The organism is Mycobacterium sp. NGS39 (assembly GCF_059812765.1).
Genome location: NZ_JCALDH010000012.1, coordinates 124962 through 143188 on the forward strand (window position 1 = coordinate 124962; position 18227 = coordinate 143188).

15 protein-coding genes are annotated in these 18227 nt (G+C 63.6%); 6 read left to right on the forward strand and 9 right to left on the reverse strand.

Going from position 1 to position 18227, the window contains the following annotated elements; all coding sequences use genetic code 11:
• Window positions 1–13 precede the first annotated feature (13 nt).
• Complete coding sequence (locus AC5Y39_RS17460) at window positions 14–952, reverse strand: Rv0497 family membrane protein (RefSeq protein WP_500019870.1); 939 nt, start codon at window positions 950–952, stop codon at window positions 14–16.
• Window positions 953–955: 3 nt separating this feature from the next.
• Window positions 956–2005 carry a Ppx/GppA family phosphatase gene (locus tag AC5Y39_RS17465; RefSeq protein ID WP_500019868.1) on the reverse strand — a complete coding sequence of 350 codons (1050 nt, stop codon included), beginning with the start codon at window positions 2003–2005 and terminating at the stop codon, window positions 956–958.
• Between the two features lie 12 nt (window positions 2006–2017).
• Between AC5Y39_RS17465 and AC5Y39_RS17470 the strand changes: the two genes are divergently transcribed.
• Window positions 2018–2824: a DUF3109 family protein gene (locus AC5Y39_RS17470; RefSeq protein ID WP_500019866.1), complete on the forward strand. Its 807-nt coding sequence runs from the start codon at window positions 2018–2020 to the stop codon at window positions 2822–2824.
• Window positions 2821–3120 (forward strand): YciI family protein, encoded by a 300-nt coding sequence (locus AC5Y39_RS17475; RefSeq protein WP_500019864.1) that lies wholly within the window; start codon window positions 2821–2823, stop codon window positions 3118–3120. The genes AC5Y39_RS17470 and AC5Y39_RS17475 overlap by 4 nt, the downstream gene beginning before the upstream one ends.
• A 13-nt stretch (window positions 3121–3133) precedes the next feature.
• Here the strand turns inward: AC5Y39_RS17475 and AC5Y39_RS17480 are convergent, their stop codons facing one another.
• Window positions 3134–3955, reverse strand: coding sequence for a class I SAM-dependent methyltransferase (locus AC5Y39_RS17480; protein ID WP_500019862.1), 822 nt, complete (start codon window positions 3953–3955; stop codon window positions 3134–3136).
• A gap of 42 nt (window positions 3956–3997) precedes the next feature.
• Window positions 3998–5737: a hypothetical protein gene (locus tag AC5Y39_RS17485; RefSeq protein ID WP_500019860.1), complete on the reverse strand. Its 1740-nt coding sequence runs from the start codon at window positions 5735–5737 to the stop codon at window positions 3998–4000.
• A 381-nt stretch (window positions 5738–6118) separates the two neighbouring features.
• On the opposite strand from AC5Y39_RS17485, the gene AC5Y39_RS17490 reads away from it, so the two are divergent.
• Both AC5Y39_RS17490 and AC5Y39_RS17495 read left to right on the forward strand, forming a co-directional pair.
• Window positions 6119–7480, forward strand: coding sequence for a cytochrome P450 (locus tag AC5Y39_RS17490; protein ID WP_500019859.1), 1362 nt, complete (start codon window positions 6119–6121; stop codon window positions 7478–7480).
• 11 nt (window positions 7481–7491) lie between these two features.
• Entirely contained in the window at window positions 7492–8301 is an 810-nt protein-coding gene (locus AC5Y39_RS17495) for a phthiotriol/phenolphthiotriol dimycocerosates methyltransferase (protein ID WP_500019857.1), read from the forward strand.
• Window positions 8302–8313: 12 nt separating this feature from the next.
• On the opposite strand, the gene AC5Y39_RS17500 is transcribed toward AC5Y39_RS17495, so the two are convergent.
• Window positions 8314–9807, reverse strand: a complete 1494-nt coding sequence (locus AC5Y39_RS17500) for a flavin-containing monooxygenase (protein ID WP_500019855.1) — start codon at window positions 9805–9807, stop codon at window positions 8314–8316.
• 97 nt (window positions 9808–9904) lie between these two features.
• On the opposite strand from AC5Y39_RS17500, the gene AC5Y39_RS17505 reads away from it, so the two are divergent.
• Window positions 9905–10744 (forward strand): phthiotriol/phenolphthiotriol dimycocerosates methyltransferase, encoded by an 840-nt coding sequence (locus AC5Y39_RS17505; protein ID WP_500019853.1) that lies wholly within the window; start codon window positions 9905–9907, stop codon window positions 10742–10744.
• Window positions 10745–10822: 78 nt separating this feature from the next.
• Here the strand turns inward: AC5Y39_RS17505 and AC5Y39_RS17510 are convergent, their stop codons facing one another.
• The 3 genes from AC5Y39_RS17510 to AC5Y39_RS17520 form a co-directional block, all read right to left on the reverse strand.
• Window positions 10823–11653, reverse strand: a complete 831-nt coding sequence (locus tag AC5Y39_RS17510; protein ID WP_500019851.1) for an SDR family NAD(P)-dependent oxidoreductase — start codon at window positions 11651–11653, stop codon at window positions 10823–10825.
• A gap of 96 nt (window positions 11654–11749) precedes the next feature.
• The gene (gene cmrA / locus AC5Y39_RS17515) at window positions 11750–12556 is read right to left on the reverse strand and encodes a mycolate reductase (protein WP_500019849.1); all 807 of its coding nucleotides are present in this window, start codon (window positions 12554–12556) and stop codon (window positions 11750–11752) included.
• A gap of 272 nt (window positions 12557–12828) precedes the next feature.
• Window positions 12829–15681, reverse strand: a complete 2853-nt coding sequence (locus tag AC5Y39_RS17520; protein WP_500019847.1) for an MMPL/RND family transporter — start codon at window positions 15679–15681, stop codon at window positions 12829–12831.
• 274 nt (window positions 15682–15955) lie between these two features.
• On the opposite strand from AC5Y39_RS17520, the gene AC5Y39_RS17525 reads away from it, so the two are divergent.
• Complete coding sequence (locus AC5Y39_RS17525; protein WP_500019845.1) at window positions 15956–17305, forward strand: cytochrome P450; 1350 nt, start codon at window positions 15956–15958, stop codon at window positions 17303–17305.
• On the opposite strand, the gene AC5Y39_RS17530 is transcribed toward AC5Y39_RS17525, so the two are convergent.
• Entirely contained in the window at window positions 17300–18085 is a 786-nt protein-coding gene (locus AC5Y39_RS17530; RefSeq protein WP_500020113.1) for an alpha/beta hydrolase, read from the reverse strand. The two genes, AC5Y39_RS17525 and AC5Y39_RS17530, sit on opposite strands and share 6 nt — an antisense overlap.
• Between the last annotated feature and the right edge of the window lie 142 nt (window positions 18086–18227).

The window sequence follows — 18227 nt, forward strand, 5'->3', positions numbered from 1 at the left end:
GGTTCCCGGCGCGCTAGCCCGACTGCAACAGCGCCAGCGGGCCGAGGGTGACCAGCGCGCCGACCGCCACCGCGATCAGCGTGCTGGTGATGTCCTCGGTCTTGCGAACGATGCGGACCGCGACCACCAAGCCCAAGATCACCAGCACCGACAGCACCAGCGCGACGATGTTGTTCCACTTCCACAGTTCGTCGAAGCCGATGAACAGCCCGGCGCCGAAGGCGACCGCCAGGATCGACTGCAGCACGATCAGCGCGCTGTGGCCGATCTGCTGCAGCCTCGACGGCGGCGCCTCTTCGTCGTAATCCTCGGCGGTGGTGGTCTCCCCGGGCACGTCGGGCAGCTCGGTCACCGAGTCGGCGACCGCGTCGTCGGAGTCCACGCCGGGCTCCTCGCCGCGGCGCAGCAGCTCGTCGTCCGAGCGGCCGCCGAACAGCGGCTCACGCACGGCGTGCAGGTACGTCGGCGGCTCGGCGAGATCGGCGCGATCCTCCTCGACCGCCACCGCGGCGTCGCGGCCCTCCGCGTCCTCCTCCACCTCGATGTCGAGGTTGTCGCGCGCGTCCGCTACGCCTTGCGCGTCTTCGAAGTGCTCCACGTCCTCCACGTCGATGGGGTCGGGAACCATCTCTTCGGCGGGCACGTCGGCGGCGACCAGTTCGTCGGCCGCGTCCTCAGTAGCCTCGGGCTCCGCCTCGGCGGTCTCGGCGACGGGTTCGGTGGCGCCGTTCGTATCGGCGGGCGCTTCGGCGGGTGGTGCCTCGTCGGGTGGTGCCTCGTCGCGGACGATCGGGATCTCACCAGTCAATTCGGCCACGGTGACCGCGTCCGAATTGCCCCGGCGGCGACGTCGACGCCCACCGACCGGCGGGGCGCCGATGGTCCCATTCCGCGCCAGCAACTCCGCGACCGAAATAGGCCGGGTATCGGAGCTGTCGTGGGGTCCGGTCATGGCTCAGTCGCCCGCCCGTCGTTTCAGGTCCACGTGAGAAGCATCTGCCACCGAAGTCTCCACCGCCCGCTTGTCAGCTCCGCTGACAGTGGCCTTTTTGTCAGCTCCGCTGACGAAAGCCGTTCCATCAGCTTCGCTGTCGAGTTTCCGCAGAATAAGGCCCTCCCGCAACGCCCAAGGGCAGATGTCCAGGGTTTCTATCGACAGGGCTTTCATGCTTGCCTCGGCTACCAACGCTCCAGCCACGATCTGTGGCGCTCGCTCGGCGCTCACTCCTTCCAGTTCGGCGCGGTCGGCCGTGGTCATCCGCGAGATGAATGCGATCAATTGCCGCAGCCCGGTCGCCGTCAATGTTCTTTTTACGCGCGGCCCCGCTCCCGAGGGCGCCGCGCCAGTCAGCCGGGCCAGCGACCGCACAGTCTTGGACGACGCCACGGCCAGGTCCGGCGGACCCGCTTTGAGCAGGGTACGGCTTGGCTCGGCCAGCTCGTTATCCAGCCAGTCGCGCAGCATAGCGACCCGCCGGCGGCCGGGCGGATCGTCGGGCAGCCATTCGCGCGTGAGCCGGCCCGCCCCCAGCGGCAGCGACATCGCGACGTCGGGCTCCTCGTCGACACCGCTGGACAGTTCCAGCGAACCGCCACCGATGTCGATGTTGATGATCCGCCCAGCGCTCCAGCCGTACCAGCGGCGCACAGCCAGGAACGTCAGCCGCGCCTCGTCGACGCCGCTGAGCACCTGAAGCTCCACGCCGGTCTCGGCCAGCACACGCGCCAGCACGTCCTCGGAGTTCTTCGCGTCACGCACCGCCGACGTGGCGAACGCCATCAGCTCGGTACAGCCGGAACTGGCGGCGATCTTCGCGAACTCGTCGACAGTGGAGATCAGCTTGTCCGCGCCCTTGCGCGTGAGTTTCCCGGAGCTGTCGATGGCCTCGGCCAGCCGCAGCGACGCCTTCGTCGAACTCATCGGAGTGGGGTGCCCGCCGCGCCGCGCGTCCACCACGAGCAGGTGAACCGTGTTGCTTCCGACGTCGAGCACGCCCAATCGCACGTTTCCAACCTAATGCGTCTACCTTGGACTTCTGTGACTGGCACACACCCTGGGGAAGTCGAGTTGGACTTCGCCCGCGAATGGGTGGAGTTCTACGACCCCGACAATCCCGAACACCTGATCGCCGCGGACATGACGTGGCTGCTGTCGCATTGGACGTGCGTGTTCGGCACACCTGCCTGCCGAGGCACGGTCGAGGGACGTCCCGACGACGGATGCTGCTCGCACGGAGCGTTTCTGACCGACGACGACGACCGCGCACAGCTCGACGACGCCGTCACGCAGCTGACCGACGCCGACTGGCAGTTCCGCGACAAGGGGCTGGGCCGCAAGGGCTATCTGGAGCTCGACGAATACGACGGCGAACCGCAGTGGCGCACCCGCAAATACAAGGGCGCCTGCATCTTCCTGAACCGCCCGGGTTTTCCCGCGGGGATCGGATGCGCATTGCACATCAAGGCGATGCGGCTGGGCGTGGAGCCGCTGACGATGAAGCCGGAGGTGTGCTGGCAGCTGCCGATCCGCCGCAGCCAGGAATGGGTGACGCGACCGGACGGCACCGAGATTCTGAAGACCACGATCACCGAGTTCGACCGCCGCGGCTGGGGCGAGGGCGGTCACGACTTGCACTGGTACTGCACCGGCGATCCCGCCGTGCACGTGGGACGCAAACAGGTGTGGGAGTCGATGGCCGCGGAGCTGACCGAGCTTCTGGGCGAGAAGGCCTACGCGGAGCTGGCCGCAATGTGCAAGCGGCGCAGGAAGTTAGGGCTGATGGTGGTTCACCCGGCCACCCGCGCGGCCGGCACCGACCGATGAGCGACAAGCTCTTTCTGTTCCGGCTGTTGCCGCCCCGCGCCGACTTCGCTCAGACCATGACCAACCAGGAGCAGGACGCCATGGCCCGGCATGCCGCGTACTGGCACGAGTTGCTCGACGCCGGGCGTGTGGTGGTCTACGGTCCCGTCGCCGACCCGGAAGGGGTGTGGGGGCTCGGTGTGGTGCGCGCGGGCAGCCAGGCCGAGGTCGTGGAGCTGGGCGAGAACGATCCGGTGATCGCGGCCGGGATCGCGACGTTCGACGTCGCCGAGATCCTGGGCGGCATCACGGGTTGAGAGCCCATGCGACTCAAAACCGGTAGCAGAGAATCCGCCACTTGCGCGCCAGCACCGGGACATGGCTCGACAACCTGACGCCGAGCCGTAGAAGTTGCGGAAATAGTTGAACCTCAGGCCTTTTCATCAGGATGATTTCTTCCACCAATCTCAGCCGGGGATTGCACCGCTGCGGCCATCCCGCGTCAGCGAACCCCGCGTTGGAGAATGCTTTGCCGGTGTTCTGCGGCACCAGCTTCAACGCTGTCCGGCTGACTCTGCCGATGTGGCCGTAGTCGTTGAAGGCGAGCTCACCGGTGCGGAAGTGGTCGGTTATCGAGCGGAAGAAGTCGACGAGGACCGGCTCACTCAAGAAACCCGTCAGGCCATCGGCGACGAGCATGGCGGGCCGGTCGGCCGGAATTGCCCTGGCCCATCCGGGATCACCGATGCGCGCCGCCACGCGGCGTTCCTGGGGATGCGCAGGCAACACCGCGTCACGCAGCGCGATGACGGCAGGCAGATCGACGCTGTACCAATCGACCGTCGCGGGAGGGCGGTTGCGCACGATGCTGTCGCTCAGCCCGGCACCGAGGTCGACGACGACGGCGTCGGGGTGCTCGGTCGTGAAGTACCGCACCCGTTCGTCGAGTAGCTTCGCGCGCAATGCCACCGGGCATCGGACAGCCGCGCCTACCTTCAACCCGTCGAAGTCGTGATCGAGCGTGCGGACCACTGCCTCGGCGGTCGGGTCAGCCAAAATCGGTCGGCTGCAACGACTGTCGAGCGCTCGCGCATACAGCGTGAGCAGCGCGGTCTTCTCGACAGGGGCCAGGTCGTCGACGGGGACCTTCACACCCGTGCTCAGTCCGGGGCCCTCCGGGCCGACGTCGAACAACTAGTTGTCGCCGGCGCCACTGTTGCGCGACGCACCGGTCGGGGCATCCTTCCGGGAGTTGCTCGTCTTGTCGGGTTTGTGCGGAAGCACTTTCCTCACGACGTCGTTCAGCGAGGGCAGGTTACGGGTTTTCGGCGGCCCGCTCGGTTTGGGACTGCCGGTGGGATCTGAACCGCTCGGGCTGGTGCCGCTCGAACCGGTGTTCGTCCTGACCGCTGTATCCGGCGTCGAGCCCTTAGGATCCGTTCCGGTGGTAGCGGGCTTCCTCCACTGCGGCAGAATGCGGTTCAGGTTCAGCCCCGGGCTGGGATCGCCACCGGTAGTAGTCTTGTCGCCCGTGCCGGTTTGCGGCGTCTTCTCGTCATTGCCTTGCAGCTGTGGGGATTTCGCGTTCTCGTCGTTGCCCGGCGAAGCCGCTTCCTGTTGCTGCTGTGGCGTCGCATTCGAAACCTGCAGTGTACGAAGCTGATTCGTGTTCGGAGTCGATTGCTGGTTCGGCGCGGTGTCGGTGTTCAGCGGAGGCGGATTGAACCCGAGATCCGTCCACAACTTGTGGAAGAACGGTGCTAGGTCGCTGGGGTTGTAGCCGGTGCTCAACTCCGGCGGCAAGCTGGGATTGCCGAATGACCAGAAACTCCATTGGTTCAGCTCGACAGCACGGTCGATTTGCTCCTGCGTAGGCACGTTGGCCTCGTGGGTGATGTCGTAGGCCTTCACCCACTCGTCGATGACCGGGTTACCCGGCCACAGCTGACCGATGGCCTTCACGATGTCCGGATAATCCAGGCCGGCAGCTTTGACGAATCCGCAGTCGCCCGGGCATAGGGCACTTCCCGGGGTGAACGGATCGAAGGCGACCACCATACCTGCGAGGAGCGATTGGAAAGCTCGGCCCACTTGCACCAAGTCGGGGAACTGAATCGGGTTGGTCGACGGGTCGGCCATCAAATGGTCGAAGTAATTCTGGAAGGGCTTCGACAGATCGAGCTTGTACGTCGAATCGGCCCACGGCATCACATTTTCACCGGTGACCGGATCGACATGGGTTCCTTCGAACCCGAGCAAGGGATAAACCACGCCACTGGGATCGGCATAGCCGGTGTAGTTCGGCCCAAAGGTGTACCCGGACACCAGCTCTGACGTCGGAACCTTGAACCAGTTGTCGACGAGCGGGAATTTCACGAGCCCGGTCAACAACAGCACATTCCAAATATTCTGGTCGATACCGCTGATGCCGGTAATGGGGCTGATGGGCACATTGGGCGGGCAGGTGTTGGCGGCGCAATACTTGCTCACCGGAAGCTCTGCGGCCAGGTATCCGGTGATTTGCTGACCCAGCCCCGCATCCCACTGGTAGGTCGGGCTTCCCATCCCGGACAGCGCCGGGAACGGCACCAGAGAGTTGATCAACGCCTCGTACTTCGGGGGGTCTCCGGGATCCACTCCCCAGATGTTGTTCGCGTGCACGACGAACCAGGGCCCACTGAACAGCAATGCCGCGCCCATGTTGTTCAAAGCCTGGGTCTCGTTGTACGGCACGTTCACCAGGTCGGTCAGCAGGTTCACCGGCACGTTGAAGATCGACGCGGCTGCCAGCCGCACCTCCATGCTGGCGACGCGCCGCTCGGGCACGCTGGCGGCGTGCAATTCGGGTGTCGGCGCAACGGGTGCGAGCGCGATGACGCTGGCCCCGATCACTGCAACCCCGGACATCAAATGCGAACGAACGGCAGCGGGCATGAAAATCTCCAACTCGATGTTTGCTGCGGTAGGCCTGAACCTACCCCGGCAAACGCCCTCATGACAGCCGTTCGGAGATATTCGCTCGCCGAAGAAGCGCAAATCCGGCCCCAGCGAACGACCGATCATGACGCTTGCTCAGTCGATCGAATTCACTACTTTTCGGCCAACTGCCGCAAGGAGCATTCGCTGCGGTCTTCCTTCAGGCCATTGACCAGCACACTGCTTGGTCGGCGACTGGTCTCCGATCCACAGGCGCGAGCGAATCCTACTTAGCTATCGAGTTTTTCGGCGCTATGGCGCCGAAATCAAAATTCATCTCCGGTTCGATCAAACGTCGGGATCGACTACTCTGACATACCGGCACCGAGAGGGGACGACATGGCCACCGCGACCAGTGAGCCGGTGCGGCTCCCCCCGCAGCCGCGTATCCCGAAGACCGTGCAGGGCATCGTGCTGCTGACCGCACTGTGCGAGGCGGTTCCCGTCCTGCGCCGCCGCTACGGCAGCACATTCATGATCAATTTGCCAGTGTTCGGCAAGACCGTGGTGATCAGCGACCCGGTGCTCGTCAAAGACATCTTCAGCACCAGCAGCGATCTGATCGAACGCCCGACGAATCTCGGCCACGTATTCGGTCCCGGATCGACGTTCAGCCTCAACGGTGCCGAACATGCCGAGCGGCGCAAGCTGATCCTCCCGGCGTTCCACGGGAAGCGGGTAAGAAGCTACGAGCGCATCGTCGAGGACGAGGTGCTGCGCGAGACGGCGACCTGGCCGGAGGGCCGCGAGTTCGAAACACTGCCGTCGACGAGCCGGTTCACCCTCAACGCCATCCTGCGCGCGGTTTTCGGCGACGAGAAACAGGCGCTCGACGAACTCCGCGACGTGATCCCGGCGATGATCACAGTGGGCTCGCTGCTTCACCTCCTGCCCTCTGTCGTCGGTCGTGACCTCGGCCGGTGGAGCCCTGGCGGGTGGTTGGCACGGTATAGGCGCCGGATGGACGCCGTCATCGATTCACTCATCGCCAGAGCCCGCGCCGACCCGGCACTGGACTCGCGCACCGACGTGCTCGCACTGCTGCTGCAGGCCCGCTACGAAAACGGTAAAGCGATCCCGGATCGCCACATCGCCGACGAGCTTCTCACCTTGGTCGCGGCCGGACACGAAACAACAGCGTCGCAATTGGCCTGGGCCATCGAACGGTTGCGCCGGCATCCGGGCGTATTGGCCCGGCTGGTCGACGAAGTCGGCGCCGGTGGATCCGAACTGCGGCAGGCGACAATCTACGAAGTGCAGCGCACACGCGGCACGATCGAAGCTGCGCTACGCCGAGCCAAGACGCGAATCCGCCTGGGCGAGTGGGTTCTTCCAGAAGGCGCGAATGTCATGGTGAACTTCCAACTCGCGCACGAATCCGAGGAGAACTTCCCCGCTCCCGACATCTTCGATCCGGATAGGTTCGTGGGCGCCAACCCGAAAGCGTTCAGGTGGATACCGTATGGCGGCGGTGTAAACCGCTGTCTCGGTGCAGGTTTCGCTCACATGGAGATGGATGTTGCGTTGCGCACCTTGTTGCGCGAATTCCGGTTCACCCCAACCGACGCGCCGGGAGAACGGCGGCGCTACCGCGGGGTGGCGATCGTGCCGGCGCGCGGTGCACGGGCGGTGGTTCATCGACGAACGAGCGCCACGTCTCGTCAACAAGAAAATGTGTCGTTGTCCGACAAGGTCGGCTGAGGGGTCCTGGCATGGCAATCGCTCCCACCGAGAAGATCTCCGACGCCGGAGTCAAGTTGTTCAAGGCGTTCATGAACAACTACTGGTATCCCTCGTTGACCCGCCGACTCGACACGGAAGATCTCACCTGCCTGAATTATGGGTACGAAGAGGATCCGCCGATGCGGCTACCGCTCGACGAATCCGATGAGCGCAACCGGTTCGGCATCCAGCTCTATCATCGAGTCGCGACGCAGGTGGACTTGGGCGGCAAAGAGGTGCTGGAAGTCAGTTGCGGCCACGGCGGTGGGGCTTCGTACCTGGCGCGAACGTTGCATCCGGCCGCATACACGGGACTCGACTTCAACCCGGATGGCATCGCGTTCTGTCGCAGGCGACACCATGTGCCCCAACTGAATTTCGTGCACGGTGACGCAGAGAAGCTGCCCTTCGACGACGAATCCTTCGACGCGGTGATCAACATCGAAGCCTCGCACGCCTATCCCAACCTTTCCCGGTTCCTCGCTGAAGTGGTGAGAGCGCTCCGGCCGAAAGGACACTTCCTCTACGCCGATTTCCGGGGCAGCGGCGAGTTCCCCGGCTGGGACGCAGCACTGGCCGACACGGCGATGCGCCAACTCGACAAGCGGGTCATCAATCGGGAAGTGCTACGCGGACTGGAGCAGAACTCTGCGCGATCCATCGACTTGGTGGGCCGGCTGCTGCCTGCTCCGCTGAGGCCCTTCGGGCGCCGATTCGCCGGCGTGCCGGGCACCGGACTCTACCGCGACATCGAAACCGGCAAGATCGAGTACCGGATGTACTGCTTCACCAAAGACTGAACCCGGCCGTCGTCACGTGATCACGTAGTCCGACAACGGGAACCGGTCCTGTTCCTTGACTGCGCTGCGCACCGATGTGGGCCGGAACAGTGGTGCTTCCCCTGTGCCCGTGTGGTTTCTGAACCAGTACGACCGAGACGTCGCGCAGTTGCCCAGGGCAAAAGCCGAGTCTTGCAGCAACTCTGTCATCCGGTCGAGGAACTGGGCGTTGGCCTGCTCGGTGACCTCGAACGTGCGGGCGCCACGCCGCTGGACCTCACCAAAAAGCCTTGCCATGTGGCGCATCTGGTACTCGACGGTGTTGAACCACGACAACCCGACCCACGAGTACGGGCTCGCCATGGTCAAGAAGTTCGGGAAGTACGGAATCGATATGCCCTGGTAGGCTTGGAATTTCGTTTCCCGCCACCACTTTCCGAGGTTTCTGCCCTCCCGGCCGATTACCTCGATCGCCGGCAGATTCGCTTCCCAGACGTCGAATCCGGTGGCAAGCACCAACGTGTCGATGTACCGTTTGGTCCCATCGCACGCGACGATGCCGTCGGGTTCGATGCGAGCGATCCCGCTGGTCTGAAGCGACACGTTCGGCTTGGTGAACGCACGATAAAAGGAGTTGGAGATCGTCGGCCGTTTGCAGCCGAAGTCGAAATCAGGGTTCAGCTTGCGGGACAGTTCGCGGTTGCGCACCCACATCAGTCGGTAGGCCGCCGAAAGTGCGGCGATCGCCTTGTTGAAGGCCTTGAAGTAGCGGTACTTCCACATCGTGACCACCATCGAGAACTCGAGGGTGGTATCGGTGAACCATCGAACCACGCGCTGGGTGAGCGGCGCTCGGGCGAAAAGTCGTTGCACCGCAGGCGGAAACGGAATGTCGATCTTCGGCAACACCCAGATCGGCGTCCGCTGGTACACGGTGAGCTCCGACACCTTCTTGGCCAGCTCTGGAATCACCTGCACGCCAGTGGAACCCGTGCCGATCACGGCTGCACGACGCCCGGCCAGGGGGTAGCTGTCATCCCAGGCGGCGGTGTGAATGATGCGCCCGGCGAAACTGTCGATGCCGGCGATATCGGGTATTCGCGGCTGACAGAGAAAGCCGGTAGCGGCAATGAGGAACTGGGCGGTCAGCGTCTCGCCGCCGGCGATCGCCACCCGCCAGACGTGAGCGTCCTCGTCCCACCGTGCGCCCTCGACGGTGGTATTGAAACGCATGAAGCGGCGCACGTTGTACTTGTCAGCAACATGCTCGGCGTAGCGTTTGAGTTCCGCACCGGGCGCGTAAAGCCGTGACCAGAACGGGTTCGGTTCGAACCAGTACGAAAATGTCGGAGACGGCTGGTCGACGGCAAGTCCTGGATAGTGGTTGACGTGCCATGTTCCACCTAGATCATCCTCGCGGTCGACGATCATGATGTCGTAATAACCCAGCCGATTGAGTTGAATCGCAGCGCCGATACCACCGAATCCGGCGCCCACGATGATTGCGTCGAAGTGCTGCACGCCCATATCGAGACAATAGTGGACATCAAGCTCGAGCGGACCAACAGCAAAGTATTTCTCGTTGCCGAGGACGCCGGGCGCCCGGCCTGCCATACTTGCCCGCATGACTCGCACAGCCTCATCGGAAACCTTGGACAACATCAGCGTGAAGCTGATTTACCGCATCGGGTCCACTCGCCTGTACAAGAGAATTTTCAAATACTGGTACCCCCTGATGACCCGGCGGCTCAGCCAAGACGAGGACGTCGTATTTCTCAATTGGGGCTACGAGGAAGACCCGCCGATGGGTCTGCCCCTCGACGAGTCTGACGAGCCGAATCGGTGCAGCATCCAGCTGTATCACCAGACCGCCACGCAGGTCGACATCAGTGGCAAGGACGTGTTGGAAGTCAGTTGCGGCCATGGTGGCGGGGCCTCATATCTGGTCCGGACGCTGCATCCGGCCAGCTACACCGGACTCGATTTCAACTCGGCCGGCATCGCGTTCTGCCGAGAGAGGCACAAGCTGCCGGGGTTGGAGTTCGTGCAGGGCGACGCCCAGGATCTGCCCTTCCCGGACCAGTCCTTCGACGCGGTGCTCAATGTCGAGGCCTCACACATCTACCCCGACTTCGAGCGTTTTCTCAGCGAAGTCGCACGCGCACTGCGGCCCGGCGGCCATTTCCTTTATGCCGACTTCCGCAACCGTGACGGAATTCCGGAATGGGAGGCCGCACTCGCCGCATCACCGATGCGGCTGGTCTCCATGAGGATCATCAACGAAGAAGTGCTGCGCGGGCTGAACAAGAATTCCCAGCGTTCGATGGAAGTGATCAACCGCCATTTGCCCGCCTTTGCGCGCCGCTTCGGGCGCGAATTCGCCGTTGTCGACGGTTCTCTGTTTCATCGGGACCTCGCCCGCGGCGAAATCACGTATCGCACGTATTGTTTCGCGAAGGACTGAGCAAACACAAATCTCGGTCGACTGAATCGCACATTCTGGCGATGTCGCGTTAACGTGCGACCTGCTGCGAGTGGCGATTCAGCGAATCGCCGGCATGAACCTTCCCATGACCGCCGGAACTACCCGCTGATAGGCCGGCCCGGTCAGCCGCAGCAACAGATCGATGACTTTCATGTCCGGCCCGATCAAGACTCGGAGACGGTTCTTGCGGACGCCATTGAGAATGACTCTGGCGGCCCTGTTCGGGGACGTGGACCACATGCGCTTGTTGAACGCGTCTGTCAAGTCCACGTCGCCCAATTCCTTCGCCACAGTCATATTGCGCACGAACGCGGTATTCACGCCGCCGGGAAAGACCGTCGTCACGTGCACCGGGTGTCCGGCCAGCGCCATCTCCTGTGCCAAAGCCTCGGTGAAACCACGAACGGCAAACTTCGCGGAGTCGTAGGCGGCGGTGCCCGGCACCGCGAACAACCCGAACGCACTCGAGACGTTGACCACGTGACCGTCACCGGAAGCGATGAGATACGGCAGAAAGGCCTTGGTGCCGTTCACCACCCCCCAGAAGTTGATGTTCATCACGCGCTCGATCTCCTCGAACTGGCTGATCTCGATGTCTCCGTAGAACGAGATGCCGGCGTTGTTGTAGATCTGGTTGACTCTGCCGAAGTGCTCGTTGACTTCCTCGGCATACGCAATGAACGCCGCCCTGTCGGAGACGTCGAGCTGGTCAGCCTTGACGTCGGCACCGATGCCCAGCAGCTGTTCTTCAGTGCGCGACAACCCTTCTCTGTCGATGTCGCTGATGGCCAGCTTGGCCCCCGACCGTGCCAATTCCAGCGCGAGCGCCTGACCGATACCTGATCCGGCGCCCGTGATCGCGGCGACTTTCCCGGCGAACCCCTGCATGCGTGCACTCCCGTCAGCTAGCTGTGCCGAGCGTAGTCGGCTCACGGGCTGAGGCGGTCCGAGACGAGGAGACGTCGGGCAGCAGTCCGGTGTTATCTAGCCGCCGCCGAGTTTCCGGTAGATCCTGCCGGCCACCGGCGCGACGACAGCCCGTGGTGCGTACAGGTTGACTGTCGAGATCACCTTGGAGGGGAAACCGGGAACGACGCGCATCTTGTTGCGCTCCAATCCATCCAGCGACGCCTTGGCGGTGTACTCGGCCGAGGTCCACAGCAGGTTGGGCACCAACTTCTCGACCAGTGACGGCTCGACATACTCTGACAGTCCCGTCCGCACTGCACCTGGAGCCGACAGCGTCACGTGCACGCCTGAGCCGAGCAGTTCTCCGCGCAGCGACTCACTAAAGGTGTTGAGGAACGCCTTGGTGGAGGCGTAGGTCGCGTTGTGGGGTATCGGGGCATTGCCGGCAGTCGACCCGACGATCAGGATGCCGCCGGCTTTCCGCTCGAGCATCCCGGGCAGAACGGCCAGTGTGAGGTCATGCACGGCAACGACATTCAGTTGGACCTGAGCCCGCTCGACGGCTGGATCAAGCGTGGCGACGGCACCGACCGTTGCGATGCCGGCGTTGGCACACAGCACCGAAATGTTCCGCGCCGCTAGTTCAGTGCACAAGTCGGCCCGTTGAGTAGGGTCGGTGAGATCTCCTGCGCGCACCTCGACGGTTACCCCATATTGGTCGGCTAGCCGCGCAGCAAGGGCATTGAGCAAACTTTCGCGACGCGCAGTGATGATCAGATTGTGGCCTCGGGCCGCCAATTCCACGGCTAGCGCTTCACCGATGCCTTGCGAGGCCCCGGTAATTACCGCGCGCGCATCGGGACCAGGGGCAGGTAGCGGCACGAGTGAATCGTACCGCCCTTCCGTGGGCTCGTCGGCTGTTCGGCAAAGACGCCCTCAGCGCGAGAATGCATGGGGGCGACCGTCGTAGCGCTTGAACGACCCGGCGCCGCAACCCTTTCCACGGCGACGGAGTGCATGGATCCTCTGCCCAACAGCGCCTCGCCAGTCGTCCGGCCGGTGTGCGCCAATCTCGGTTGACGTTGCCGCACAGGGTTTTTCAGAGCCGTCGAACCAGCGTCGAACTTGCAGGCGACCGATCGCGCCATGACAGGTCAAGGAACCCGGGCCGACCTCGCCCGCACGCGGGACGGTAGAAGCGAGCTGACATTCATCGGCCACCAGAACCAGCGGCCGAGCAGGGCTGCGGTAGAGGGCATCAGAAACGAGCGCACGACGAGGGTGTCGAACAGAAGACCCAAGCCGATGGTGGTACCGACCTGTCCGACGGCCCGCATGTCGCTGACCACCAGGGCCGCCATGGTGAAGGCGAATACCAGACCCGCGGCCGTCACCACTTTGCCGGTGCCGCCCATCGCCCGAATGATGCCGGTCTTGAGCCCGGCGCCTATTTCGGCCTTGAAGCGAGCGACGACGAGCAAGTTGTAGTCAGAACCCACGGCCAACAGGATTATCACCGACATCAGCAGCACCATCCAGTGCAATTCGACGCCCAGGATGTACTGCCATACCAAGACGGATAAGCCGAAGGAAGCACCCAACGACAACACCACCGTGCCCACAATCACGATCGCGGCGACAAGACTTCGCGTGATGATCAGCATGATGACGAAGATGATGCAGAGCGAGGCCACGCCGGCGATCAGCAGATCGTACTTCGATCCTTCTTGCAAGTCTTTGAGAACGGCCGCGTTCCCGGAGAGATAGATCTTGGAGTTCGCCAACGGCGTGCCCTTGAGTGCTTCCCGGGCGGCTTTCTTGATTGCGTCGACGCGCGCGATTCCCTCAGGCGTCGCCGGATCGCCGTCATGAGTGATGATGAACCGCGCCGCCTTGCCGTCCGGCGACATGAACAGCTTCATGACACGCTGAAAGTCCGGGTTCTGGAAGGCAGAACGGGGCAGGTAGAACGAGTCGTCATTTTGGGCGGCATCGAAATCTCGGCCCATGGCGATCGTGTCGGTACCGACTTCCTCGATCTGGTCGATGATGCCGGACATGGTGCTCACGGTGGTGAGCAGCATCGTCTGGACGCTCTTGACGGTCTCGATCTGCGGGGGCAACTGGGCCATCAATTGCGGTATGACCGCGTCGATGGTGTCGAGATCCGGCGCGAGCGCGTCGAGCTTGTCGCTGATTCTGTCCAGGCCGTCCGACGCGTCGTACGCCGACCTGAGCGCCCAGCAGATTGGTATGTCGAAACAGTGCGGTTCCCAGTAGAAATAGTTACGGATCGGCCTGAAGAAATCGTCGAAGTCGGCAAGCCGGTCGCGCATTTCCTTGGTGATGTCGATCATTTGTTTCGTCACGCCCACTGAGTGATGGGTGGCGTCGGCAAGCTGCTGCGTCAATGCGTACGTGCGCTCCAGCGTCGCGACGGTTGCCGTCAGGTCATCGGCCTGGGTGCGCATGTCCGCCAGCCGGTTTTTGATGAAGGGCATGTTCTCCTGCTGACCGGCGCTCTGCAGGCTCAGCAGAAAAGGTATGGACGTATGTGTGATCGGCGTTCCCTCGGGCCGGGTCACGCCCTGCACCATCGCAACGCCTTCGACTCCGAGAATCGCTCTGGCCACCTTGTTGAGCACCAGAAAGTCAGCCGAATTGCGCATGTCCTGGTTGGATTCGACCATCAACACTTCCGGCCGCATTCTGGCCTGCGAAAAATGGCGCTCGGCAGCCGACCACCCGATGTTGGCAGGAGTATTCGAGGGCATGTACGGACGGTCGTTGTAGCTGACTTTGTAGCCGGGCAGCGCCAGAAGTCCGATCACGGCTATCACGAACGAAGCGACGAAGATGGGGCCCGGCCAGCGAACGACCGCTGTGCCCACCCTCCGCCAGCCTCGAACGGAGGTTGCGCGTTTGGGGTCGAGTAGTCGAAAACAACTGGCAACACTGAGGACAGCGGGAATCAGGGTCAGAGCTACCGCAACAGCGACGAGCATGGACACCGCGCAGGCGGCACCCATCGTTTGGAAGATGGGCAATCTGGTGAAGCTCAGACAGTACGTGGCGCCGGCGATCGTCACACCCGACGCCAGGATCACGTGAGCGACCCCGCGATAGGCGGTGTAGTAAGCCGTCTCCCTGTCCTCACCGGCCTGGCGCGCCTCGCGATAGCGCCCGAGCAGGAATATCCCGTAGTCGGTACCGGCCGCGATCGCGAGCGCGACGAGGATGCTGATCGCGAAAGTCGAGATGCCGATGAGCCCGGCGTTCGCCAGGAAAGCGACGAAACCGCGCACTGCCGCTAGGCCGACTCCCACTGTGGCCAACAAGATCGCCACTGTCGTGACCGACCGGTAGACGAGCAACAGCATGACGAAGATGACGACGACGGTGGCCACCGTGGTCTTGACGACCGCGCGATCACCGGCGTCGATCAGATCCGCCGAAAGGGGTGTCGGCCCGGTGACGTACGCCTTCACTCCGGGTGGCGCGGGTGTTCTCTGCACGATGTCACGGACAGCCTGGACGGACTGGTTCGCCAGCGTCTCGCCTTGGTTACCAGCAAGATTCAGTTGAACGTAGGCGGCCTTGCCGTCGTCACTCTGTGCTGCCGGCGCCGTGAGCGGGTCACCCCAGAAGTCCTGAATGTGCTGCACGTGAGTCGTGTCGGCACGCAACTGACGAATCAGCTCGTCGTAGTACCTGTGGGCATCCTCGCCGAGCGGTTGCTGTCCCTCCAAGACCACCATTGCCACGCTGTCGGTATTGGAGTCCTTGAACACCTCGCCTATGCGCTCCATCGCCTGTAACGACGGCGCGTCCTTGGCACTCAGCGACACCGCCCGCTCCTTGGCGACGTGTTCGAGCGAGGGCACGAAGACATTCAAGACAGCGGTGATGGCCAACCACCCGAGAATGATCAGCGGCGCGAGCTTGCGGATCGCAACCGCTGCGAGTGGCCGATCGTTGCGTTCGGTGGTTATCCGCCGGCTACTCATCAGCTTCCGACAACGCCGTGGTCGAACGCGCCTGAGTTCATCAATGCGTCTCAATCCGCAAAGTGCCGTCGGCCTGCCCCGAGACGGTCGGCGCCGCCGGCGTCAAGCACCCGGTGGCAGTGCCGCTTTGCGCGCCGCCGCACCTCGGCGGCCTGCATTTGCTCAGACCAGTTCCGCATCGCGAACATCTCTGCCACTCTAGGTGAAACGGGGTTACGGCATCTGCCGTAATGCGCGATAAGTTCCGCGAATCGTCACGAAGGAGTTCGTCCCCATGGCATTTGCTCAGGCGCTCCGATTCCAGGCCAGCCTGATGAAGATCGGGGTGGACGGTCTCACCGGAGTGGCGCGGGACAAAGCCGCCGCTTACGGCTCCGCGTTGACCGGCCGGAAAACGGCTCCGCTCACCGACTTCGACCCCCTTTCGACGCAGACGATGCGAGATCCGTACCCCGGATACCAAGCACTGCTGAGCGGGCCCGACGTGCCGAACGTCTGGTACAACCGCAAGCGCGGAATCTACATCGTCGCCGGGTACGACGACGTGCGAGCCGCACTGCGCGACCACGACGCACTGTCCTCCGCGGAGAGCCAAGCACGCTATCGCGTGCACCTGCAGACCATGAACGCAACGGATCCACCGGATCACACCCGGCTTCGCAAGTTCGTCTCTCGGGCGTTCACCCCGCGGGCGATGACGGCGTGGCAGGCGGCCATCAACGAGGTCGCCGACGAACTCGTCGACGGCATGATCGCCCGCGAAAAGACCGACGTGGTAACCGATCTGGCGAAACCGCTGCCGAACCGACTGATCGCCATGATGCTGGGAATACCGCGCCAAGATCACAGCCGGTTCCTCGCGTGGTCCGATGCGATCGTCGAGGGTTCGTTCGTGCCGCTCACCGCGCACGGGCTGGCCCTCAGCGCGCGCTCAGCCCGTGCCACGGCGGCGATGCGCCGGGAGCTCGACCGCATGATCAAGCAGCGGCGCCGCCATCCCGGTGACGACCTGATCTCGATGATGACCGGCGCCGAAGGCGACGATGTGTTGACCGACGACGAGGTGTTCTGGAGCGCCTCGATGCTGATCGGCGCAGGAAGCGAGACGACGACCAACCTGCTGTCGGGCCTGTTCCTGACCCTCGCGCAGCGGCCGGACGTGTACGCCGCGCTTCGCGCGCATCCCGAACTCATCCCCGCCGCAATCGAGGAGCAACTGCGATTCGTCTCGCCCGTTCAGGGGTTCTACCGAACCGCTACCCGCGACTACACCATTGGCGCCAACACCATACCGGCCGGCGGGCGCGTCTTGCTGCTGTTCGCCGCTGCGAACCGCGACCCGCGCCACTTCGCGGGCCCCAATACCTTTGACCTGCAACGCAATCCGACCGACCACCTCGCCTTCGGGGGCGGCATTCATTACTGCCTGGGCACGCATCTGACCCGCATGGAAGTCAGCCGGGTGTTGACGCAACTGCTGCCACGAGTCGATGCCATCCGGATCGCCGGCGATTACCGCTACCTCGATAATCCGACGATGCGCGGGTTGGCCACCCTGCCGCTGCAGTTGGTGCGCAGCGCACGGGTGCGCTCCACGAACGGGCCGGCGCAGCCGGCGTCATAGCCCGCGCGCGCTGAGCCAGGTGTGGATGCGTTCGGCGACAGCAGCCCAGCCGGGCTCCAGCATCATGTTGTGCCCCATATCGGGAAAGAACTCGGCGCGTGTGCCGTATGCGCGCGCCGTCGCAAGAACTTCCTTCCTCGTGTGTGCGCCGTCGTCGTCGGCTCCGAGGACCAGAACCGGAGTCGTGACACGCTGCGGACGCGGCAAGCTGAGTACCAGGCAGTCGATCCCGATGCGCGAGCTGTCCTCTTGCAGCCGTGAGGCATAGCGCCGTACGTCTGCCTCTGGGGTGTGTACCGAGAAGAACCGCTCCCGCGCGAGCTGCGGGGTGCTGATGTACGGCAATGCCTTACCGGTAAGCGCCATCTTGGTGAAGTGCAAGGGGTGCTTACGAATCCATCGAAGGGCCGACCCGAGATTTCCCTGCGGAGGCATCGACGTCATCAGCACAGCTGCCGGCGCAGCATGCGATTGCATGTACTTCTGCACGATCAGCCCGCCCATGGAGTGACCGATCATCACCGGCGCCGTGGGCAGCGTCTCGGCCACCGACCTGACGTCTTCGACGTAGTCGGCAACCGAACAGGCGCGAAGCGGTTTGTCGGTGGAACTGTTGCCGTGACCGCGGAAGCTGAGCGCCAGAGCCCGATAACCCTTGTCGGCGAAAAATCCGAGGAAGTGCTCGTCCCAGCACCACGCAGCATGCCAGGCGCCGTGCACGAAGAGCAGCGGGACAGGATGAGATCGGCTGACACCGCCGCGGTCGATCACCTCGAGCATGTGGCACACGGCTTTTCGCGAACTGCGCACGTGTCATGCCTCCCGGTGATAGGTCGCCCTCACGGGTATCCGCGAACAATTATGCGCGGGAAGGACACCGGCAGAGTCGGTTTTGCCGGCGGCCATCGGGTCGCAGCCGTTA

Excerpts from the sequence above, each read along its gene's own strand:
- AC5Y39_RS17525 (WP_500019845.1), top strand. The coding sequence starts at position 15,956 with ATGGCATTTGCTCAGGCGCTCCGATTCCAGGCCAGCCTGATGAAGATC.
- AC5Y39_RS17505 (WP_500019853.1), top strand. The coding sequence starts at position 9,905 with ATGACTCGCACAGCCTCATCGGAAACCTTGGACAACATCAGCGTGAAG.
- AC5Y39_RS17530 (WP_500020113.1), bottom strand. The coding sequence starts at position 18,085 with ATGCTCGAGGTGATCGACCGCGGCGGTGTCAGCCGATCTCATCCTGTC.
- AC5Y39_RS17500 (WP_500019855.1), bottom strand. The coding sequence starts at position 9,807 with ATGGGCGTGCAGCACTTCGACGCAATCATCGTGGGCGCCGGATTCGGT.
- AC5Y39_RS17490 (WP_500019859.1), top strand. The coding sequence starts at position 6,119 with ATGGCCACCGCGACCAGTGAGCCGGTGCGGCTCCCCCCGCAGCCGCGT.
- AC5Y39_RS17520 (WP_500019847.1), bottom strand. The coding sequence starts at position 15,681 with ATGAGTAGCCGGCGGATAACCACCGAACGCAACGATCGGCCACTCGCA.
- AC5Y39_RS17495 (WP_500019857.1), top strand. The coding sequence starts at position 7,492 with ATGGCAATCGCTCCCACCGAGAAGATCTCCGACGCCGGAGTCAAGTTG.
- AC5Y39_RS17485 (WP_500019860.1), bottom strand. The coding sequence starts at position 5,737 with ATGCCCGCTGCCGTTCGTTCGCATTTGATGTCCGGGGTTGCAGTGATC.
- AC5Y39_RS17470 (WP_500019866.1), top strand. The coding sequence starts at position 2,018 with ATGCGTCTACCTTGGACTTCTGTGACTGGCACACACCCTGGGGAAGTC.
- AC5Y39_RS17510 (WP_500019851.1), bottom strand. The coding sequence starts at position 11,653 with ATGCAGGGGTTCGCCGGGAAAGTCGCCGCGATCACGGGCGCCGGATCA.
- AC5Y39_RS17460 (WP_500019870.1), bottom strand. The coding sequence starts at position 952 with ATGACCGGACCCCACGACAGCTCCGATACCCGGCCTATTTCGGTCGCG.
- AC5Y39_RS17475 (WP_500019864.1), top strand. The coding sequence starts at position 2,821 with ATGAGCGACAAGCTCTTTCTGTTCCGGCTGTTGCCGCCCCGCGCCGAC.